Genomic DNA, 16,230 nt, shown 5'->3' with positions numbered 1-16,230 from the left:
CCGCCCGGCCGGGCACCCCGGTCGCGCGGTCCCACCGGTTCGAGGGCATTGTCAGTGGCGCAGTGCACTATCGAGGCGGGAGGTGGAGCAGGTGCGGCCGGACATCGCTTACGACTGCGACGTGCTGGTGATCGGAGGTGGCATCGTCGGCCTGTCGACGGCGTACGCGATCACGCGCGCCGCGCCGGGCACGCGCGTGACCGTGCTGGAGAAGGAGCAGGGCCCGGCCCGGCACCAGACGGGACGCAACAGCGGGGTGATCCACAGCGGGATCTACTACCGGCCGGGCTCGCTGAAGGCGCGGTACGCGGCGGGGGGCGCCGCCGAGATGGTCAAGTTCTGCGCGGAGTACGGCATCGCGCACGAGGTGACCGGCAAGCTGATCGTGGCGACCGGGCGGGAGGAGCTGCCCCGGCTGCACGCACTGGTGCAGCGCGGCCGGGAGAACGGCATTCCGGTGCGCGAGCTGGGCCCCGCGCAGATCGGGGAGTACGAGCCGGAGGTCCGCGGACTGGCCGCGATCCACGTGGGGACGACGGGGATCTGCGACTTCACGGCGGTGGCCCGGCAGCTGGCGGACGCGTCCGGCGCGGAGATCCGGTACGGGGCCCGGGTGGTGCGGGTGGACCGGCGGCCGGAGCTGGGGGTGGCCGTCCTGACCGGGCGCGGTGACGTCGTCCGCGCGCGCGTGCTGGTCAACTGCGCGGGGCTGTACTGCGACGAGGTGGCGCGGCTGACCGGGGACGAGCCCGGGGTGCGGATCGTGCCGTTCCGCGGGGAGTACTACGAGCTGGCGCGGCCGGAGCTGGTGCGGGGGCTGGTGTATCCGGTGCCCGACCCCGCGTTCCCCTTCCTCGGCGTGCATCTCACCCGCGGGGTCGACGGCGGTGTGCACGTCGGACCCAACGCGGTGCCGGCACTGGCCCGCGAGGGCTACGGATGGGGGGTCGTACGGCCGCGGGAGCTGGCGGGAACGCTGGGCTGGCCCGGGTCGTGGCGGATCGCCCGCCGGCACTGGCGGTACGGGGCCGGGGAGCTGCGGCGGTCGGTGTCGAAGGCCGCCTTCACGCAGGCGGTGCGCCGGCTGATGCCGGGGGTACGGGAGGAGGACCTGGTGCCGGCCGCCGCCGGGGTGCGGGCGCAGGCCGTCCTGCGGGACGGCACGCTGGTGGACGACTTCCTGATCCGGGAGGGCGCCCGGGCGGTGCACGTGCTCAACGCGCCCAGTCCCGCGGCGACCGCCTCGCTGCCGATCGGGCGCGAGGTGGCGAGGAGGGCCCTGGCCGTCCTGGAGTCGGCATGAAGGGCGCGCTGGGTCCCGTCGGCCTTGAGAGCCGGTCCGTGCCGGCCCCCCGTAAAATCGTTCCCACTGTGACTGACTCGCTGAACACCCCCCAGGCTCCCGCCCCCGGTGAGCTGCCCCGGCACACGCCCGGCGTGTCCGTGCGGCACACCCGGGTCAAGGGGGAGCCGCGTTTCCCCGACGGGCCCAAGGCCGATCCGGCCGGCTCGCACTTCGAGCGGCGGATCCGCAGCTTCCAGCCGCGCCGGAGCCGGGTGACCGCGGGGCAGGCGGACGCGTTGCAGCGGCTGTGGCCCGCCTGGGGCCTGGACATCGACGGGCAGCGGGTGATCGACCTCGCCGAGCTGTTCGGGAACACCCGCCCGGTCGTCCTGGAGATCGGCTTCGGGATGGGCGAGGCCACCGCCCGGATGGCGGCCGAGGACCCGGACACCAACATCCTCGCCGTCGACGTGCACACCCCGGGCCAGGGCAACCTGCTGAGCCTCGCCGACCGGCACGGACTCGGCAACGTCCGCGTCGGCAACGGCGACGCCATCATCCTGCTGCGCGAGATGCTCGCCCCCGACAGCCTCGACGGGCTGCGCGTCTACTTCCCCGACCCCTGGCCGAAGAAGCGGCACCACAAGCGGCGGCTGATCCAGCCGGAGTTCCTGATGCTGGCCGCCACCCGGCTCAGGCCCGGGGCCGTCGTGCACTGCGCGACGGACTGGGAGCCGTACGCCCAGCAGATGCTCGACGTGCTGACGGCGCACCCCGACTTCGAGAACACCCAGGCCGACGGCGGTTTCGCGCCACGTCCCGGCTTCCGGCCGCTGACCCGTTTCGAGGGCCAGGGACTGGAGAAAGGTCATGTGGTGAACGATCTGCTCTTCCGTCGCGTGCCACACGAAGACCAGCACCCGCAGTGACCTCGTGAGGGCCGATGCCGTGGCCGCCTGCCCCCCGTACCCGACACCTCCCGGCGCTCCCGTCGGCGCGTCCGGCCACACGCACTGGTGGCAGCGGCGATGGGTCAGGTACGGCGCGCTCGTCACCCTGCTCGCCCTGTCCGGGCTGGTCATCCTCGCCCTCGTGCGCCGGCAGACCGGCACCGAGGGGTTCCTCGTCGGGCTCGGGCTCGCGGTGCTGCCCGTACCGCTGCTGACGGCTGCCTTCCGCTGGCTGGACCGGGTCGAGCCCGGCCCCTGGCGGGACCTGGTGTTCGCCTTCGCCTGGGGCGCCTGCGCGGCGGCCCTGATCGCGATCGTCGCCAACAGCTTCGCCACCCACTGGATCGCCACGGCGACCGCCGACCCCGCGAGCGCGGACACCCTGGGCGCGACCGTGATAGCGCCGGTCGTGGAGGAGTCCGCGAAGGCCGCCGCCGTCCTGCTGGTCTTCCTCTTCCGCAGACGCGACTTCACCGGCATCGTCGACGGGGTCGTCATCGCCGGGGTGACCGCGACCGGCTTCGCGTTCACCGAGAACATCCTCTACCTCGGCAACGCCTTCGGCACCGACCAGCTCACCGGTGACCGGGGCATCGCCTCCGTCACCGCGGCGACCTTCTTCGTCCGCGTCATCATGTCGCCGTTCGCGCACCCGATGTTCACCGTGCTCACCGGCATCGGCTTCGGCATCGCCGCGATGTCCGGGGACCGCCGACGCCTGCGCCGCCTGCTGCCGCCGCCGGCCGGGCTGCTGCTCGCGATGGGCATGCACGCCCTGTGGAACGGCTCGGCGACCTTCGGCGAGTACGGCTTCTTCGCGGTGTACGCGGCCATCATGGTGCCCGCGTTCGCGCTGCTGACCTGGCTGGTCGTCTGGACCCGGCAGCGCGAGCTGAGGACCGTGCGCGAGGAGCTGCCCGCGTACACCGCCGCCGGATGGCTCACCCCGGCCGAACCGTTCGCCCTGGCCTCCATGCGGGCGCGCAGACTGGCCCGCGACCACGCCCGGCGCCGGCTCGGCAGGACGGCGGCGCGGACGGTCGCCCAGTACGAGGCGTACGCGACCTCGCTGGCCTTCCTCCGGCACCGCGGCCGCCGGGGGCGGGCCGGGGCCGACTTCGCCGTACGGGAGCGGGAACTGCTGCACGAGCTGTGGCGCAGGCGGGAGGTGGCGCAACCCGCACTGGACCACGCGGCCAGGATGACGATGCCCATGGCCGCGCCACCCTGGCCGGGGTGCGGGGTGTACGGGGTGTACGGCGTCCACTCGCGGCCGCTGGGGTGCGGGTCGTACGGACCGGCGGTGCCGTATCCCTCGTACAACCCGTACCGGACACAGCCGTAGCGGCCCCGGGGACGGGAGTTACGCCGACGCCCGCGTCAGCTTCCCGAGCTCCTCCTCCGTCAGCCGCAACTCCGCGACCCCCAGCAGCGCCGGGAGCTGGTCCACCGTCCGCGCCGAGGCGATCGGGGCGGTCACCGTCGGCTGCGCGGCGAGCCAGGCCAGGGCCACCGTGGCGACCTCGGCGTCATGGGCGCGGGCCACGTCGTCAAGGGCCGTGAGGACCTTCTGGCCGCGCTCGGTCTCGAGGTGCCTGGCCGCGCCCTGCGCCCGCGCGCTGTCCACCGTCGTACCGGGCCGGTACTTGCCGGTCAGGAAGCCGGAGGCGAGCGCGTAGTACGGGACGGCGGCCAGGCCGGACCGCTCGGCGACGTTCTCCAGCCCGCCTTCGTAGGTGTCGCGCGAGACCAGGTTGTAGTGCGGCTGGAGCGCCACGTAGCGGGCCAGGCCCTCGCGGTCGGAGAAGTCCAGGGACTCCTGGAGGCGCTCGGCGGAGATGTTCGAGGCGGCGATGTGCCGCACCTTGCCCGCCCTGACCAGCTCGTCGAGCGCGCCGATGATCTCCTCGACGGGGACTTCCGGCTGGTCGAAGTGCGTGTAGTACAGGTCGATGTGGTCCGTGCCCAGACGCCTGAGGGAGGCGTCGGCCGCGGCCTTGATGTTGGCGGCGCTCAGGCCCTGGTAGTCGGGGTGCTGGCTGACCTTGGTGGCGATGACGACGTCGGAGCGGTTGCCGCGCGCCTTGATCCACTTGCCGATGATCGTCTCGGACTCGCCGCCCTGGTTGCCCTCCACCCACGCGGAGTAGGAGTCGGCGCTGTCGACGAAGTTGCCTCCGGCGGCCGTGTAGGCGTCGAGGACGGCGAAGGACTGCTCCTGGTCGGCGGTCCAGCCGAAGACGTTGCCACCGAGGGCGAGCGGGAAGACCTCGAGATCGGACGAACCCAGTTTGCGTAGAGAAGTCATGTCCAACATCAACAACCGCGCCGGAGCGACCCATTCCGGGCCGGGCCGCATCCGGCCGCAAAGGTTGCGCAAACCGGTCTCACGGGCTCGTCAGGGGTGAGACCGGTCCGCGTACGCCAAGCGGCGAGGCGTGTCCGTCAGGGGGCGAGGCCCTTGCCGCGCAGCCACGCCATCGGGTCGATCCCGGTGGACTGGCCACCCGGGTGGACCTCCAGGTGGAGGTGGGGCCCGGTGACGTTGCCGGTGGCGCCCACGCGGCCGATCACTTCGCCCGTGCTGACCTTCTGGCCGGCGCTGACGTTGATCGACGACTGGTGGCAGAACCACAGCTCGGTGCCGTCCTCGAGGGTGAGGATCGTGCGGTAGCCGTAGGAGCCGGCCCAGCCGGCCTCGGTGATGGTGCCGGTGTGGATCGCCTTGAGCAGGGTGCCCGTGGGCGCGGCGAAGTCGAGGCCGGTGTGGTAGCCGGAGGACCACATGGAGCCGGCCTGGCCGAAGGTGGAGGTGAGCGTGTACGAGGAGGTGGGCAGCGCGTACTGCCTGGCCAGCTCGGCCAGCCGGGCCTCCTCGGCCTTCCTGGCGGCCTCCTCGGCCTTCCGCTTGGCCTCCTCCTCCGCCTTCTTCTTCTCGGCGGCGGCCTTGGCCTGGGCCGTCTCCCGCGCCTTCGCCGCCTCCTCGGCGGCCTTCTTGGCGGCGGCGGCCTCGGCGTCCGCCTGGGCCTTGGCCTCGATCTGGACCTGCTGCTGCTCGGCCTGCGCCATGATCCGGTTGCGCAGCACCTCGCCGGCGTCCGAGGTGCCGTGCTCGGCCTCGGCGGCGGTCACGCCGACGCCGCTGAGCGCGGTCGACGAGCCCTCGGGGGCAGCGTCGGACGAGTCCTCGAACAGGGAGCCCACGGAGGGCAGGTCGGGCAGCGAGATGGACACCGGCGGCTTGCCGCTGTTGGCGCTCGCCATGCCGCCCGCGCCGACGGCGGCGATGACGCCGACACCGAGAACGGTGGAGCTGCGGGCGAGTCCGCCGCCGCGCTGCTTGGCGACGCGGTGCCGGCCGCGCACGGGACGGATGGACTCCGCGGTGGGGTTCCACTCCTCCCAGGGGCCCTCGTCGGCGCGGCGGCTGTCGTAGCCGAAGGTCTCTCCGTGCTGCCGGCTCGGCGCGAACGGGGCTTCCGGGGCAGGCGGGTTGGACGCCACGAAGGCGTACTCCTTTCCTTCCGTCTCGCCTACCGGGTTAGCTGACGGGTTCGGAGCGGGAAGGTCTCCTACGCGCGTAAACAAGCCGTACGTACACGGCGGTTACGCTCGATTCACCCCAAGTTGGTGGTTCCCCGGTTCCCTTGCGGGATTCGGCGTGCGCGCACGGAGCCGCCTCTTGTGACGGCTGGGACGACCGTGCTGCGTTATCGAACGTTAATAGACTCGGGGCCCGGATTCCAAGCCGTTCGGCTTGATCACTAAACCTTCCGGCCCGACCTTACGGTCCATGACCACCGAAAACCGGGCGAGTTGACCGCACCTCGGGGAGAGCCATGTGTCCGCGAAACACTCAGGGCCGGAATCCATTGATTGGATTCCGGCCCTGAGCCTTCAGTAGCGGGGACAGGATTTGAACCTGCGACCTCTGGGTTATGAGCCCAGCGAGCTACCGAGCTGCTCCACCCCGCGTCGTTGTGACACCAGTATATGTCATCCGGAGGACTGCTCGCACCCACCTCACCTGCCACTGTTCGTCACACGGTTCCCGGCCGTGCGACGAGGTCACGCTCAGCCGAGCAGATGCCGGTTCGGTTCCCTGGCCGGCTCCTCGAACTCCGGCACCACGACGGCGTCCGCGCCACCGGCCGCCAGCACCCCGGTCCCGTCGGCGCCCTCGACGAACGTGTCCGGCTCCCGCCACGCGGTCACCACCCGTCGCACCCCGGCGTCCAGAATCAGCCGGGCGCACGGACGCGGCCGGGAGGCGCGGCGGGCGCACGGCTCCAGGCTGCTGTACACCGTGGCGTCCGGCAGCCGCGGATCCGCCGGGTCGACCTTGGCCAGCGCCGCCTCCTCCGCGTGCACGACCGGGTCGCCGCCCTCCCGCGAGTACCCGCGGGCGAGTTCGGTCCCGTCGGCGGCAACCACCACGGCGCCCACGCTGAACGCGGTCCGGGACGGCGGGCACTGGGCCGCCAGTTCGCAGGCGAGCCGGAGCCAGTGCCGGTCCGCGGGCACGGCGCGGCCGGCGGTGCCGGGAGCGGTGGGCTCGTAGCGCACGAGGACGACGTCCTCGATGGTCCGCGTCTCCACCAGCCGCAGCCGCCCGCCCTGGTAGGTCCCGGGCCCGAACAGCCGGGGCGCGTCCGCGTCCCCCACGAACAGGGGGGCGAGCACGAGCTGCACCTCGTCCGCGAGCTGCTGCTGGAGCAGCTGCGTGTGGACGGTCCCGCCGCCCTCGACCATGAGCCGGCGCACCCCGCGTTCGTCGTGCAGGTGCTCGAGGAGCCGGGGCCAGCCGAGTTCGGCGCCCAGCGGCACCACGTCGGCGGCCAGGCCCGTACGCCGCAGCCGCAGCGCGCCCTCGTCGGTCGTGTAGAGGATCTTCTCGCCGCCGGTGTGCCAGAAGGGCGCCCCGGGATCCAGCTCGCCGGAGGCGCTGACCGCGACCTTCAGCGGGTACTCCGGCTTCCCGGCGGCGCGGCGTGCGGCCCGCCGCTGCGGCGAGTTCAGCAGCAGCCGCGGGTTGTCGGCCCGCAGGGTGCCGGCGCCGATCAGGATCGCGTCGGCCGACGCCCGTACCTCGTCGACCCGGTCGAAGTCGGCGGGGCTGGAGAGCAGCAGGCGCTCGGGGCCGGTGTCGTCCAGGTAGCCGTCGAGCGAGACGGCGGCGGACAGCAGGACGTACGGGTGGGGCATCGACGCCCTCTCTCTCGGCGGCGGACTGGCTCCCAGTGTGACCGACCCCGCCGATCGCGAGCGGGGCCCCACCGTGGCGCAGCCGCGCACGCGACGCGGGCGGGCCGCCCGCCGGTCGGTGGGGGTCAGTGACCGAGGTGGATGCGGAACCGCAGGCGGCAGATGACGGCGTCGGTGTGGCGGCGGACGGCGCGGTCCAGGACGGCACCGCGCTGGTTCTGCAGAAGCCGCTGCCAGGGCCTGGGCAGGTGCATCTCCGGGATGAGGACCACGATCCGGTCCTGCCGCTCCTGGGCGGCCAGCGCGCGCAGATGGTCGACGAAGGGCCGGGTCAGGGAGCGGGTGCGGCTGTGCAGCACGGTGAGGGGGACACCGGGCTGCCAGGCGTTCCAGGCGGCGTGGACCTCGTCGGCGGAGGGGGCGTCGCGGTCCTCGGGGTGTACGACGGTGACGGCGCGGACCTCGTCGCTCAGTGACAACGCGGCGCTGATGGCCTCGCTGGTGAGCAGGTTGACGGCACCGACGGGAACGACGACGACCGAGTGGCGCGGCTCGGGCCGTGCGGGGACTTCGCCGAGGTGCAGGGCCGCGCCGATGCGCTGGTACGTGCGGTGCACCGACTCGAACACGGCCACCAGGACGGCGACCGCGGCGAAGACGAGCCAGCCGCCCTCGCCGAACTTCGACACCAGCTCGATGACCAGGGCCGCGAAGGTCAGCAGCGCCCCGAGGCCGTTGACGGCCGCCCGCCGGCGCCATCCGGGACCCCCGTCCAGGTGCCAGTGCCGGACCATGCCGGCCTGGGAGAGGGTGAACCCGATGAACACGCCGATGGCGAAGACCGGCACCAGTTTCTGGGTGTCGCCCTCGGCCACGACCAGCAGGACCAGGGCGGCGGCGGCGAGCACGACGACGCCGTAGCGGTAGACCTGCCGGTCGGCGCGCAGCCCGAAGACGTGCGGCAGATGGTTGTCGCGGGCCAGCAGGGAGGTCAGGACCGGCATGCCGCCGAAGGAGGTGTTGGCCGCGAGCGCGAGCAGCGTCATGGTGGCGAACTGCACCACGTAGAAGCCTGCGTTGTGACCCAGGGACGCCTCGGTGAGCTGCGCCAGGACGGTCTTGGTGCCGCTCGGCGCGACATGGAACTTGCCGATGAGCAGCGACAGCCCGATGAGCATGGCCCCGAGCAGCGCGCCGAGCGCGACCTCGGTGCGCTGCGCCCGCCGGACCCTCGGGGTGCGAAAGGTGGGGACGGCGTTCGCGATGGCCTCCACGCCGGTCAGCGCCGAGCAGCCCGAGGCGAACGCCCGCAACAGCAGCAGGACTCCGACCGCGGAGACGGCCGGGGCCGTCGGATGGACGGGCGGGACCGCCGGTGTCGGGCGCACCAGCCCGGCCACGACGACGGCGGCGATCGCCGCGACGAACACCACGGTGGGAGCGATCATCACCTTGGCGGACTCGGCGACCCCGTAGAGGTTGACCGCCGTGATCAGCCCCAGCACGATCACGCACAGCGGCACCCGGTCGCTGTACAGGACGGGGAAGGCGGAGGTGAGCGCGGCCACGCCGGCGGAGACCGACACCGCCACGTTCAGCACGTAGTCGATGATCAGCGAGGCGGCGGCGACCAGGCTGACCCGCCGGCCCAGATGCCGCCCCGCGACCGCGTACGCGCCGCCCCCGTTCGGGAACGCGGCGATCACCTGCCGGTAGGAGAACGTCAGCGCCGCCAGCAGCACCACGATCGCCAGCGTCACCGGCAGGGTGAAACCCAGGCCCTGGCTGCCGGCCACCGCCAGCACCACCACGATCGCCTCCGGCCCGTAGGCCACCGAGGCGAGCGCGTCCAAGGACAGCGCGGCCAGCCCCTGCGGCACCGTCAGCCGGTCCCGCTCCTGCCGTTTCCCCACGATCCGCCCGGCAGTGCGCCGCCGACCCGCATCCTCGGCCCTCGCGCCCACGGCTCCACCGCCCTCACGTCGCCTTCGGAACCCCAGAGGCAGGATCCCCCGCAAACCACCGAATTCGGCGCAAGAGAGGTGTTAAAGGTCGTCCAGGGTCACCCGCGTCCTGCTACACCGGAAGAGGCAGGCAGGAGGTGCCCACGATGTCCGACCACCTCGTCAGAGGGCCCATCGCGATCGTCGCCGCCCTGGTGGCACCGCTCGCGGTCAGCGCGGTGCTGCTGCCCTTCCGCGCCGGCCTCGCCAACACCGTCGTCGCTCTCGTCCTCGTCGCGGTCGTCGTCGCGGCAGCGGCCCTCGGCAACCGGCCGGCCGGCGTCCTCGCCGCGGTGTCCGCGGCCGTCTGGTTCGACTTCTTCTTCACCGTGCCCTACCAACGGCTCACGATCACGAGCACCGCCGACATCACCACCGCCGTCGTGCTGCTCGCCGTCGCCCTGACCGTCTCCCAACTGGCGGCCCGCGCCCGGCGCCTGGAAGTCGTCACCATCACCGACACCGACTACCTCGCCCAGATCCACCACGCGGCCCAACTGGCCAGGGAGGCGACCTCACCCGACGCGGTGGTCGAGGCCGTGCGCGCGCAACTCGTCGGCCTGCTCCACCTGCGCGGCTGCCGCTTCGAGTACGGCACCCTGCTCGGCCACGCCCCCCGCCTGGAATCCGACGGCTCCCTCACCGTCGGGCGCAGAACGTGGGACGTCGACCGACTCGGCATGCCCGACCAGGACATCGAACTGCGCGTCCTCGCGGGCGGCCACTTCCACGGCCGCTTCCTGCTCCGCCCGACCCCCGGCCACACCCCGCCCCTGGAGGCCCGCCTGGTCGCCGTCACCCTGGCCGACCAGGTGGGCGCCGCCCTCCAGACCACCTGGAGAACCCCGAGGCCCACAGCCTGACCCACACCGCACCCCAGGCCACGAAAACGCCGCAGCGCCCGGACCGGCCGAAGCCGAACCGGGCGCTGCGGAGCAGGTCGGAGGTGTTTCCTCCTCCTGCGGCCGTAGGCCCTGTGGGACTCGAACCCACAACCAATGGATTAAAAGTCCACTGCTCTGCCAATTGAGCTAAGGGCCCAGGCGATGTTGCCTACCCGAGCATAGCGGGAGGAGGGCCCGTCGCCGATCGGGTATCCGGGGTGCCCGGCCGGAAGTTCGGCGCGATCGGCGGTGACCGGGTGACCGTTGCGGTCGGAAGATCCCCTTGTAGCCCTTCCAGCCACCGGAGATCTTCGTGCCGGGGTGCCGGAGCAGTGGCCGCCGCCGGGGCCCGCGGTGGTCAGCGAGGCACGGGTGGTCAAAAACCGAAGGGCCCGTACGACAGGAGTCGTACGGGCCCTTCAGAGTGGGTTCACCCGGCGTCAGCCGTTGCGCTTCCAGCGCGGCTTGTCGTCGCGGCGGCCGAAGGAACCGCCGTTGCCGCCGCGGTGGTCGTCACGGCGGCCGTAGGGGCGCTCGTGGCCGCCGGAGCGGAAGCCGGGGCGGTCGCCCTGGCGGTCACGGTTGAACGGGCGGTCGCTGCCGCGGTGCCCGCCGCGCTCGTCGCGCCGGGCCGGGCGGTCGTCACGACGGAAGCCACCCCGGTCGTCACGACGGTCGAACGAGCCACGGTCGTCACGGCGGTCGGAGGAACGAGGCGCGCGGTCCCGGTCACGGTGGAAACCGCCCCGGTCGTCGCGCCGCTCGAAGGAACGGCCACCACGGTCGCCCCGGTCACCGCGGTCGTCACGGCGGAAGCCGCCCCGGTCGTCACGACGGTCGAACGAGCCACGGTCGTCACGGCGGTCGAAGGAACGGCCACCGCGGTCGCCACGGTCGCCCCGGTCGTCACGGCGGAAGCCGCCCCGGTCACCGCGGTCCCGGTCCCGGTCCCGGTCACGGTTGAAGCCACCACGGTCGTCACGACGGTCGAAGGAACGGGGCGCACGGTCCCGGTCGCGCTGGAAACCACCGCGGTCCTCGCGCCGCTCACGCCGGTCGTACGACGACGGGGCCGCCGTACGCTCCTCACGCTCGGCGCCCTCTTCCCGGTCGATGCGTTCGACGTCCCGGGCGGCCGGCTGCTCCGGCACCGACACCTCGGCCACCGCCTGCTCCTCGGCCACCGCGTCCGAGCCCTCGGACGTCACGGTCTCGCCGCGCTCGCGGGCGAGCCGGGCGACCAGCCGGTCGGCCTCGTCACGCAGCTCGGCCGCACGCCGCTGCGCGCGCTCCAGCTGCTTGGCGAGGTGGGTGACCTCGCGCTCGGCCAGCTGGGCCGCGGTGCCCGCGGACTCGGCCTGAACCTCGGTCATCGACCGAGCGCCGGTGATCTCGGCGACCTCCGGGTCGAAGGCCGCGCCGCCCTGGATGATGTGGCGCGAGGCGTCCACGCCCGCGTCCTCCATGAGGCGGAAGATCTGACGCCGCTGGTGCGGCAGGGACAGCGAGACCACCGTGCCCGTACGGCCCGCGCGGGCCGTACGGCCGGCCCGGTGCAGGTAGTCCTTGTGGTCGCCGGCCGGGTCGACGTTCAGCACCAGGTCGATGCCGTCGACGTGGATACCGCGGGCGGCGACGTCCGTGGCGACCAGGACGTTGACGTAACCGTCCTTGAAGTCGGCCAGGGTGCGGGTGCGGGCGCCCTGGGTCATGCCGCCGTGCAGCGCCTCGGCCTTCGCACCGGCCTCGCGCAGCTGCTCGGCCACGCGGTCGGCGCCCAGCTGGGTGCGCACGAAGATGATGGTGCGGCCCTTGCGGGAGGCGATGGCCGCGGTGACCGGCGCCTTGTCCTTGGGCTTCACGATCAGGATGTGGTGCGACATGGTCGTCACCGCGCCCTGTGCCGCGTCGACCTCGTGGCTGACCGGATCGGTCAGGTAGCGGTCGACGAGGGTCTTGATCTCGTTCTCCATCGTCGCGGAGAACAGCATCCGCTGACCGCCCGCCGGAACCTGGTCCAGCAGCTCGGTGACCTCGGGCAGGAAGCCCAGGTCGGACATCTGGTCGGCCTCGTCCAGGACCGCGATCTGCACATCCTCCAGGGAGCAGGCGCCGCGGTTGATGAGGTCGCGCAGCCGGCCCGGGGTGGCGACCAGGATGTCGACGCCCTTCTCCAGGGCGTAGATCTGGTTGCCCATGGAGGTGCCACCGCAGACGACCTTCATCCGCAGGCCGACGACGTCGCCGTAGGGCTGAAGGGCGTCGGCCACCTGCATGGCCAGCTCACGGGTCGGGGTGAGGATGACCGCACGCGGCCGCTTCCGCTCGGTGCGGCCGCCGGCCAGCGTGGTCAGGGTCGGCAGACCGAAGGAGAGGGTCTTGCCGGAGCCGGTGCGGCCCCGGCCCAGGATGTCCTTCCCGGCCAGGGCGTCCGGGATGGTCGCGGCCTGGATCGGGAAAGGCGTGGTCACGCCGTTCTGCGCGAGCTTGCGGACGACGCCCTCGGGCAGGCCGAGGTCCGCGAAGGTGATCTCCGGGGCCTCGTTGTTCTCGGGAGCGTCGTCGGCGTTCTCGGGCACGACGACGTGATCAGTGGCAATGGACATGCGAATGCGAAACCTTCCGGAGTCTCGTCGGCACGCGCCCGTCAACTCCGTGATTCGCGCCACGACCGCCTCGATGCGGTCCGCCACGGCAAAGGAGAGTACGCGCCACACGGCGCGCTCTGCGTGGGCGCCGGGCAAATGGGATCAAACGATCTGCCACCATACGCACCCTGCACCCCCGAAGGCAAACCGACGGCGCCGCCGCAGGTCAGCCCCTCGTCCGGTGCGGTTGCCGGCCCGGCTTGTACGAGCGTTCCCGCTGCTCCAACTGCGACCCCGTGCCATCGTGCGCCGAAGGCGACGGCTCGGCCGACGGCGGATCCGAAGACGCCGGCGGAGCGGGCGGCGAAGCCGGCGGCTGCTCGGGCGTGGCGGACGTCTGCGGGGGCACCGACACCGCCTCTGTCGGCGTCGGCTCGCCCGGCTTCGGCGGCAACCCGCCAGTGCCCGGCGCCGCCGACGCGCCCGGCTCGTCCGACGGCGAGGCCGACACGGACGGCGACTCGCCGGGCTTCCCCTTCCCCCCGTGACCACGCTTGCCGTCCCCACCGCCACCCGTGCGGCCCGCGCCACCGCCGAACACCGCGTCCTCACCGCCCGGGGCCCCGCCGCCCCGCTCTCCGGCGGAGTGCGACGGCCTGACCGCGCCGCCGGCGTCCTCCCCCACGCTCACGCAGCCGGCGGCGGCGGTGACGGCGGCGACCGCGGCGGCGAGACGGACGGATACGTACAAGGGGCGCACGGGCAGCCACCTCCGGGATGAGAAGTCACCATCCCCAACTCCGTTCACCCGCCGGAGGACACGCGACCGCACGCGGCGAGGGTCAGCCGTACCCCAGCGCGTGCAGACGTTCGTCGTCGATCCCGAAGTGGTGGGCGATCTCGTGAACCACCGTCACCTCCGTCTCCGCGACCACGTCCTCCCGTGTCTCGCACATGCGCAGCGTCGGCCCGCGGTAGATCGTGATCCGGTCCGGCAGCACCCCCGCGTACCACTCACCGCGCTCCGTCAGCGGGGTCCCCTCGTACAGCCCGAGCAGCTCGGGATCGTCGGCGGGCGGCTCGTCCTCGACGAACACCGCGACGTTGTCCATCAGCCGCGTCAGCTCCGGCGGAATCCGGTCGAGGGCCTCGGCCACCAGTTCCTCGAACTCCTCGCGCGTCATCTCCAGCACACCGTCATTGTCCGGTACCGCCCGCGCGACCATGCCGCGCACGGGCATACCGGGTGTCGGGCATGGGCATACGCGCCCAATGCCCCGCGTCCCCGCCGCAGACCCGAACCGGCCGAACCCCCTCCGCGGCATACGGAGGGCGGTGCACGCCGTCGCCCTCCGCCGCCGATCGACCCGTCCGCGCCCGGACCTCTCACTGGCGCACGAGCCGCGCCCCTGGGCACGCGCCGCCGGACTGGTGGCCGTCGTCCTGGTCGGCGCCTGGCTGGGGCTGCTCGTCGTCGGCAACGTACGGGTCCCGGTCGGCCCCATGAACACCACGATGACCCTGCGCCCGTCCCTGACCGGCGGCACGAAGATCAACGTCTCTCCGCTGGGCTCCCTGGAACTGGACAGCCATATCGCCCCCGTCCGCCTCGACGTGAACGTCGACCAGCTCGACCCGGCCCGCTCCCAGGCCCTGGTCGTCCACCCGGAACGCCTCTCCGGCCTCCAGGACGAAGTGGCGCACGACGTCGAGCACGGCACCCTCGACCTGGCCCTGCGGTCCTGCGTGGCCGTCGTCTCCGGCGCCACCGCGCTCGGCCTCGCGGTCTACCGCCGACCGCGCCGCGCCCTGGCGGCCGGCGGCCTGGCCCTGACCCTGCTCGCCGCGTCCGGGGCGACCGCGTTCGCCACCTGGAATCCCAAGTCGGTACTGGAGCCGAAGTTCTCCGGGCTGCTGTCCTCGGCGCCCTCCGTGGTCGGCAACGCCCGCAGCATCGTCACCGAGTTCGACGTTTACCAGAAGGAACTGGCACGCCTGGTGACGAACGTGACCAAGCTCTACGACGTCACCTCCACGCTCCCCGCCTACCAGCCGGACCCGACGACCATCCGGGTCCTGCACGTCTCCGACATCCACCTCAACCCGGCGAGCTGGAAGATCATCGCCTCGCTGGTGGAGCAGTACAAGGTGAACGTGATCGTCGACTCCGGCGACACGATGGACCACGGCACCGCGGCGGAGAACGGCTTCCTGGACCCGATCGGGGACCTGGGTGTCCCCTACGTCTGGGTGCGCGGCAACCACGACTCGAAGGTCACTCAGCGCTACCTGGAGCACATGAAGAACGTGCACGTGCTGGACGACGGCCGCGCCGAGACCATCGCCGGCCTGCGCTTCGCCGGCATCGGCGACCCCCAGTTCACCCCCGACCGCTCCGGCGCGCCGGGCGCCGACGCGTCCGAGGAACTGGCCGGCGCCCGTCTGGCATCGGCCCTGCGCGACCAGCGGGCCAAGGGCACCCCCGTCGACATCGCCATCGCCCACGAACCGTCCGCGGCCCGCGAGACCGACGGCACCGTGCCGCTGGTGCTGTGCGGCCACCTCCACCACCAGGGGACCGAGGTCCTCAGGTACGGCACGCGGCTGCGCATGGAGGGGTCCACGGGCGGCAGCGGGCTGCGCGCGGTCGAGAGGGAGCACCCGGCCCCGATCGAGGCGTCGATCCTCTACCTCGACCGGGACAGCCGCCGCCTCCAGGCCTGGGACGCGATCAAGCTGGGCGGCCTGGGCCTGACGACGGCCGAGGTCAGCCGCCACCTGCCCGAGGAGAACAAGCCCGGCGCCACGTCCTCCCCGACCGCGCCCACCCCCTCCACAGCCTCCCCGTCCGCGCCCTCCCCCTCCGGCTCGTAAACGGTTTTGGCGATACCCCCGGCCATCCCCTATGCTTTTCACGTCCCCGACGCGCTGAGAAGCGCCCAGGCGGGCCGATAGCCCTCATCGTCTAGCGGCCTAGGACGCCGCCCTTTCAAGGCGGTAGCACGGGTTCGAATCCCGTTGGGGGCACGCAGTACGGTGTGCGACACTTACGTTCGTTGGTTCGCACACAACCATGGTCCTGTGGAGCAGTTTGGAGTGCTCGCCACCCTGTCAAGGTGGAGGCCGCGGGTTCAAATCCCGTCAGGACCGCTGAGGTTTCACGTGAAACCTCAATGGCTGGGTAGCTCAGTTGGTACGAGCGATCGCCTGAAAAGCGATAGGTCGCCGGTTCGACCCCGGCCCCAGCCACCAGAGAAAGATCCCGCCCATCGGGCGGGATCTTCTTTTTGTTCGCCGGCACAGCCGGCAGGCAGC

General features: G+C 72.5%; 13 protein-coding genes, 5 tRNA genes and 1 riboswitch. Of the genes, 10 read left to right on the top strand and 8 right to left on the bottom strand.

The features are described from left to right. Positions 1 to 82: 82 nt before the first annotated feature. From lhgO to ACIQFZ_RS31425, 3 genes are all read left to right on the top strand, one after another. Positions 83 to 1,303 (top strand): L-2-hydroxyglutarate oxidase, encoded by a 1,221-nt coding sequence (lhgO, locus tag ACIQFZ_RS31435; protein WP_365424638.1) that lies wholly within the window; start codon positions 83 to 85, stop codon positions 1,301 to 1,303. A gap of 68 nt (positions 1,304 to 1,371) precedes the next feature. Then, positions 1,372 to 2,214, top strand: coding sequence for a tRNA (guanosine(46)-N7)-methyltransferase TrmB (gene trmB, locus ACIQFZ_RS31430; protein WP_365775929.1), 843 nt, complete (start codon positions 1,372 to 1,374; stop codon positions 2,212 to 2,214). 19 nt (positions 2,215 to 2,233) lie between these two features. Next, positions 2,234 to 3,580 carry a PrsW family intramembrane metalloprotease gene (locus tag ACIQFZ_RS31425; protein ID WP_402692804.1) on the top strand — a complete coding sequence of 449 codons (1,347 nt, stop codon included), beginning with the start codon at positions 2,234 to 2,236 and terminating at the stop codon, positions 3,578 to 3,580. 18 nt (positions 3,581 to 3,598) lie between these two features. Here ACIQFZ_RS31425 and ACIQFZ_RS31420 read toward each other — a convergent pair whose 3' ends face one another. The 5 genes from ACIQFZ_RS31420 to ACIQFZ_RS31400 form a co-directional block, all read right to left on the bottom strand. Continuing rightward, positions 3,599 to 4,543: an aldo/keto reductase gene (locus tag ACIQFZ_RS31420; protein WP_365424634.1), complete on the bottom strand. Its 945-nt coding sequence runs from the start codon at positions 4,541 to 4,543 to the stop codon at positions 3,599 to 3,601. A 137-nt stretch (positions 4,544 to 4,680) separates the two neighbouring features. Continuing rightward, positions 4,681 to 5,739 (bottom strand): M23 family metallopeptidase, encoded by a 1,059-nt coding sequence (locus tag ACIQFZ_RS31415; protein ID WP_402692801.1) that lies wholly within the window; start codon positions 5,737 to 5,739, stop codon positions 4,681 to 4,683. A gap of 11 nt (positions 5,740 to 5,750) precedes the next feature. After that, a riboswitch (cyclic di-AMP (ydaO/yuaA leader) is annotated at positions 5,751 to 5,907 on the bottom strand. Positions 5,908 to 6,136: 229 nt separating this feature from the next. Then, positions 6,137 to 6,210, bottom strand: a tRNA-Met gene (locus ACIQFZ_RS31410). Positions 6,211 to 6,309: 99 nt separating this feature from the next. Next, the gene (locus ACIQFZ_RS31405; RefSeq protein ID WP_402692800.1) at positions 6,310 to 7,440 is read right to left on the bottom strand and encodes a dihydrofolate reductase family protein; all 1,131 of its coding nucleotides are present in this window, start codon (positions 7,438 to 7,440) and stop codon (positions 6,310 to 6,312) included. Positions 7,441 to 7,565: 125 nt separating this feature from the next. After that, positions 7,566 to 9,353 carry an APC family permease gene (locus ACIQFZ_RS31400; RefSeq protein ID WP_365434083.1) on the bottom strand — a complete coding sequence of 596 codons (1,788 nt, stop codon included), beginning with the start codon at positions 9,351 to 9,353 and terminating at the stop codon, positions 7,566 to 7,568. Positions 9,354 to 9,550: 197 nt separating this feature from the next. On the opposite strand from ACIQFZ_RS31400, the gene ACIQFZ_RS31395 reads away from it, so the two are divergent. Continuing rightward, positions 9,551 to 10,306 carry a DUF4118 domain-containing protein gene (locus ACIQFZ_RS31395; RefSeq protein ID WP_402692799.1) on the top strand — a complete coding sequence of 252 codons (756 nt, stop codon included), beginning with the start codon at positions 9,551 to 9,553 and terminating at the stop codon, positions 10,304 to 10,306. A 105-nt stretch (positions 10,307 to 10,411) separates the two neighbouring features. Here the strand turns inward: ACIQFZ_RS31395 and ACIQFZ_RS31390 are convergent. Beyond that, positions 10,412 to 10,484, bottom strand: a tRNA-Lys gene (locus tag ACIQFZ_RS31390). Positions 10,485 to 10,767: 283 nt separating this feature from the next. Next, positions 10,768 to 12,933 carry a DEAD/DEAH box helicase gene (locus tag ACIQFZ_RS31385; protein WP_383056671.1) on the bottom strand — a complete coding sequence of 722 codons (2,166 nt, stop codon included), beginning with the start codon at positions 12,931 to 12,933 and terminating at the stop codon, positions 10,768 to 10,770. A 278-nt stretch (positions 12,934 to 13,211) separates the two neighbouring features. Between ACIQFZ_RS31385 and ACIQFZ_RS31380 the strand changes: the two genes are divergently transcribed. Together ACIQFZ_RS31380 and ACIQFZ_RS31375 are read left to right on the top strand one after the other, a co-directional pair. Beyond that, the gene (locus ACIQFZ_RS31380) at positions 13,212 to 13,463 is read left to right on the top strand and encodes a hypothetical protein (protein WP_365431157.1); all 252 of its coding nucleotides are present in this window, start codon (positions 13,212 to 13,214) and stop codon (positions 13,461 to 13,463) included. Then, complete coding sequence (locus ACIQFZ_RS31375) at positions 13,460 to 13,696, top strand: hypothetical protein (protein ID WP_383056674.1); 237 nt, start codon at positions 13,460 to 13,462, stop codon at positions 13,694 to 13,696. The genes ACIQFZ_RS31380 and ACIQFZ_RS31375 overlap by 4 nt, the downstream gene beginning before the upstream one ends. A 61-nt stretch (positions 13,697 to 13,757) precedes the next feature. Here ACIQFZ_RS31375 and ACIQFZ_RS31370 read toward each other — a convergent pair whose 3' ends face one another. Next, complete coding sequence (locus tag ACIQFZ_RS31370; RefSeq protein ID WP_225076323.1) at positions 13,758 to 14,108, bottom strand: metallopeptidase family protein; 351 nt, start codon at positions 14,106 to 14,108, stop codon at positions 13,758 to 13,760. A 79-nt stretch (positions 14,109 to 14,187) separates the two neighbouring features. Here ACIQFZ_RS31370 and ACIQFZ_RS31365 point away from each other — a divergent pair, with 79 nt between their 5' ends. The 4 genes from ACIQFZ_RS31365 to ACIQFZ_RS31350 all read left to right on the top strand — a co-directional run bounded on the left by ACIQFZ_RS31365 (position 14,188) and on the right by ACIQFZ_RS31350 (position 16,167). Beyond that, entirely contained in the window at positions 14,188 to 15,789 is a 1,602-nt protein-coding gene (locus ACIQFZ_RS31365) for a metallophosphoesterase (protein WP_383056675.1), read from the top strand. Between the two features lie 80 nt (positions 15,790 to 15,869). Continuing rightward, positions 15,870 to 15,942 (top strand) — tRNA-Glu (locus ACIQFZ_RS31360). A gap of 48 nt (positions 15,943 to 15,990) precedes the next feature. Next, positions 15,991 to 16,065: transfer RNA gene (locus ACIQFZ_RS31355), tRNA-Asp, on the top strand. 25 nt (positions 16,066 to 16,090) lie between these two features. Continuing rightward, a tRNA-Phe gene (locus ACIQFZ_RS31350) sits at positions 16,091 to 16,167 on the top strand. Positions 16,168 to 16,230: the final 63 nt, after the last annotated feature.

Source organism: Streptomyces sp. NPDC093064 (assembly GCF_044754605.1).
In the GTDB taxonomy this organism is placed as follows: Bacteria; Actinomycetota; Actinomycetes; order Streptomycetales; family Streptomycetaceae; genus Streptomyces.
This window is presented reverse-complemented; position numbering and strand designations above follow the sequence as displayed.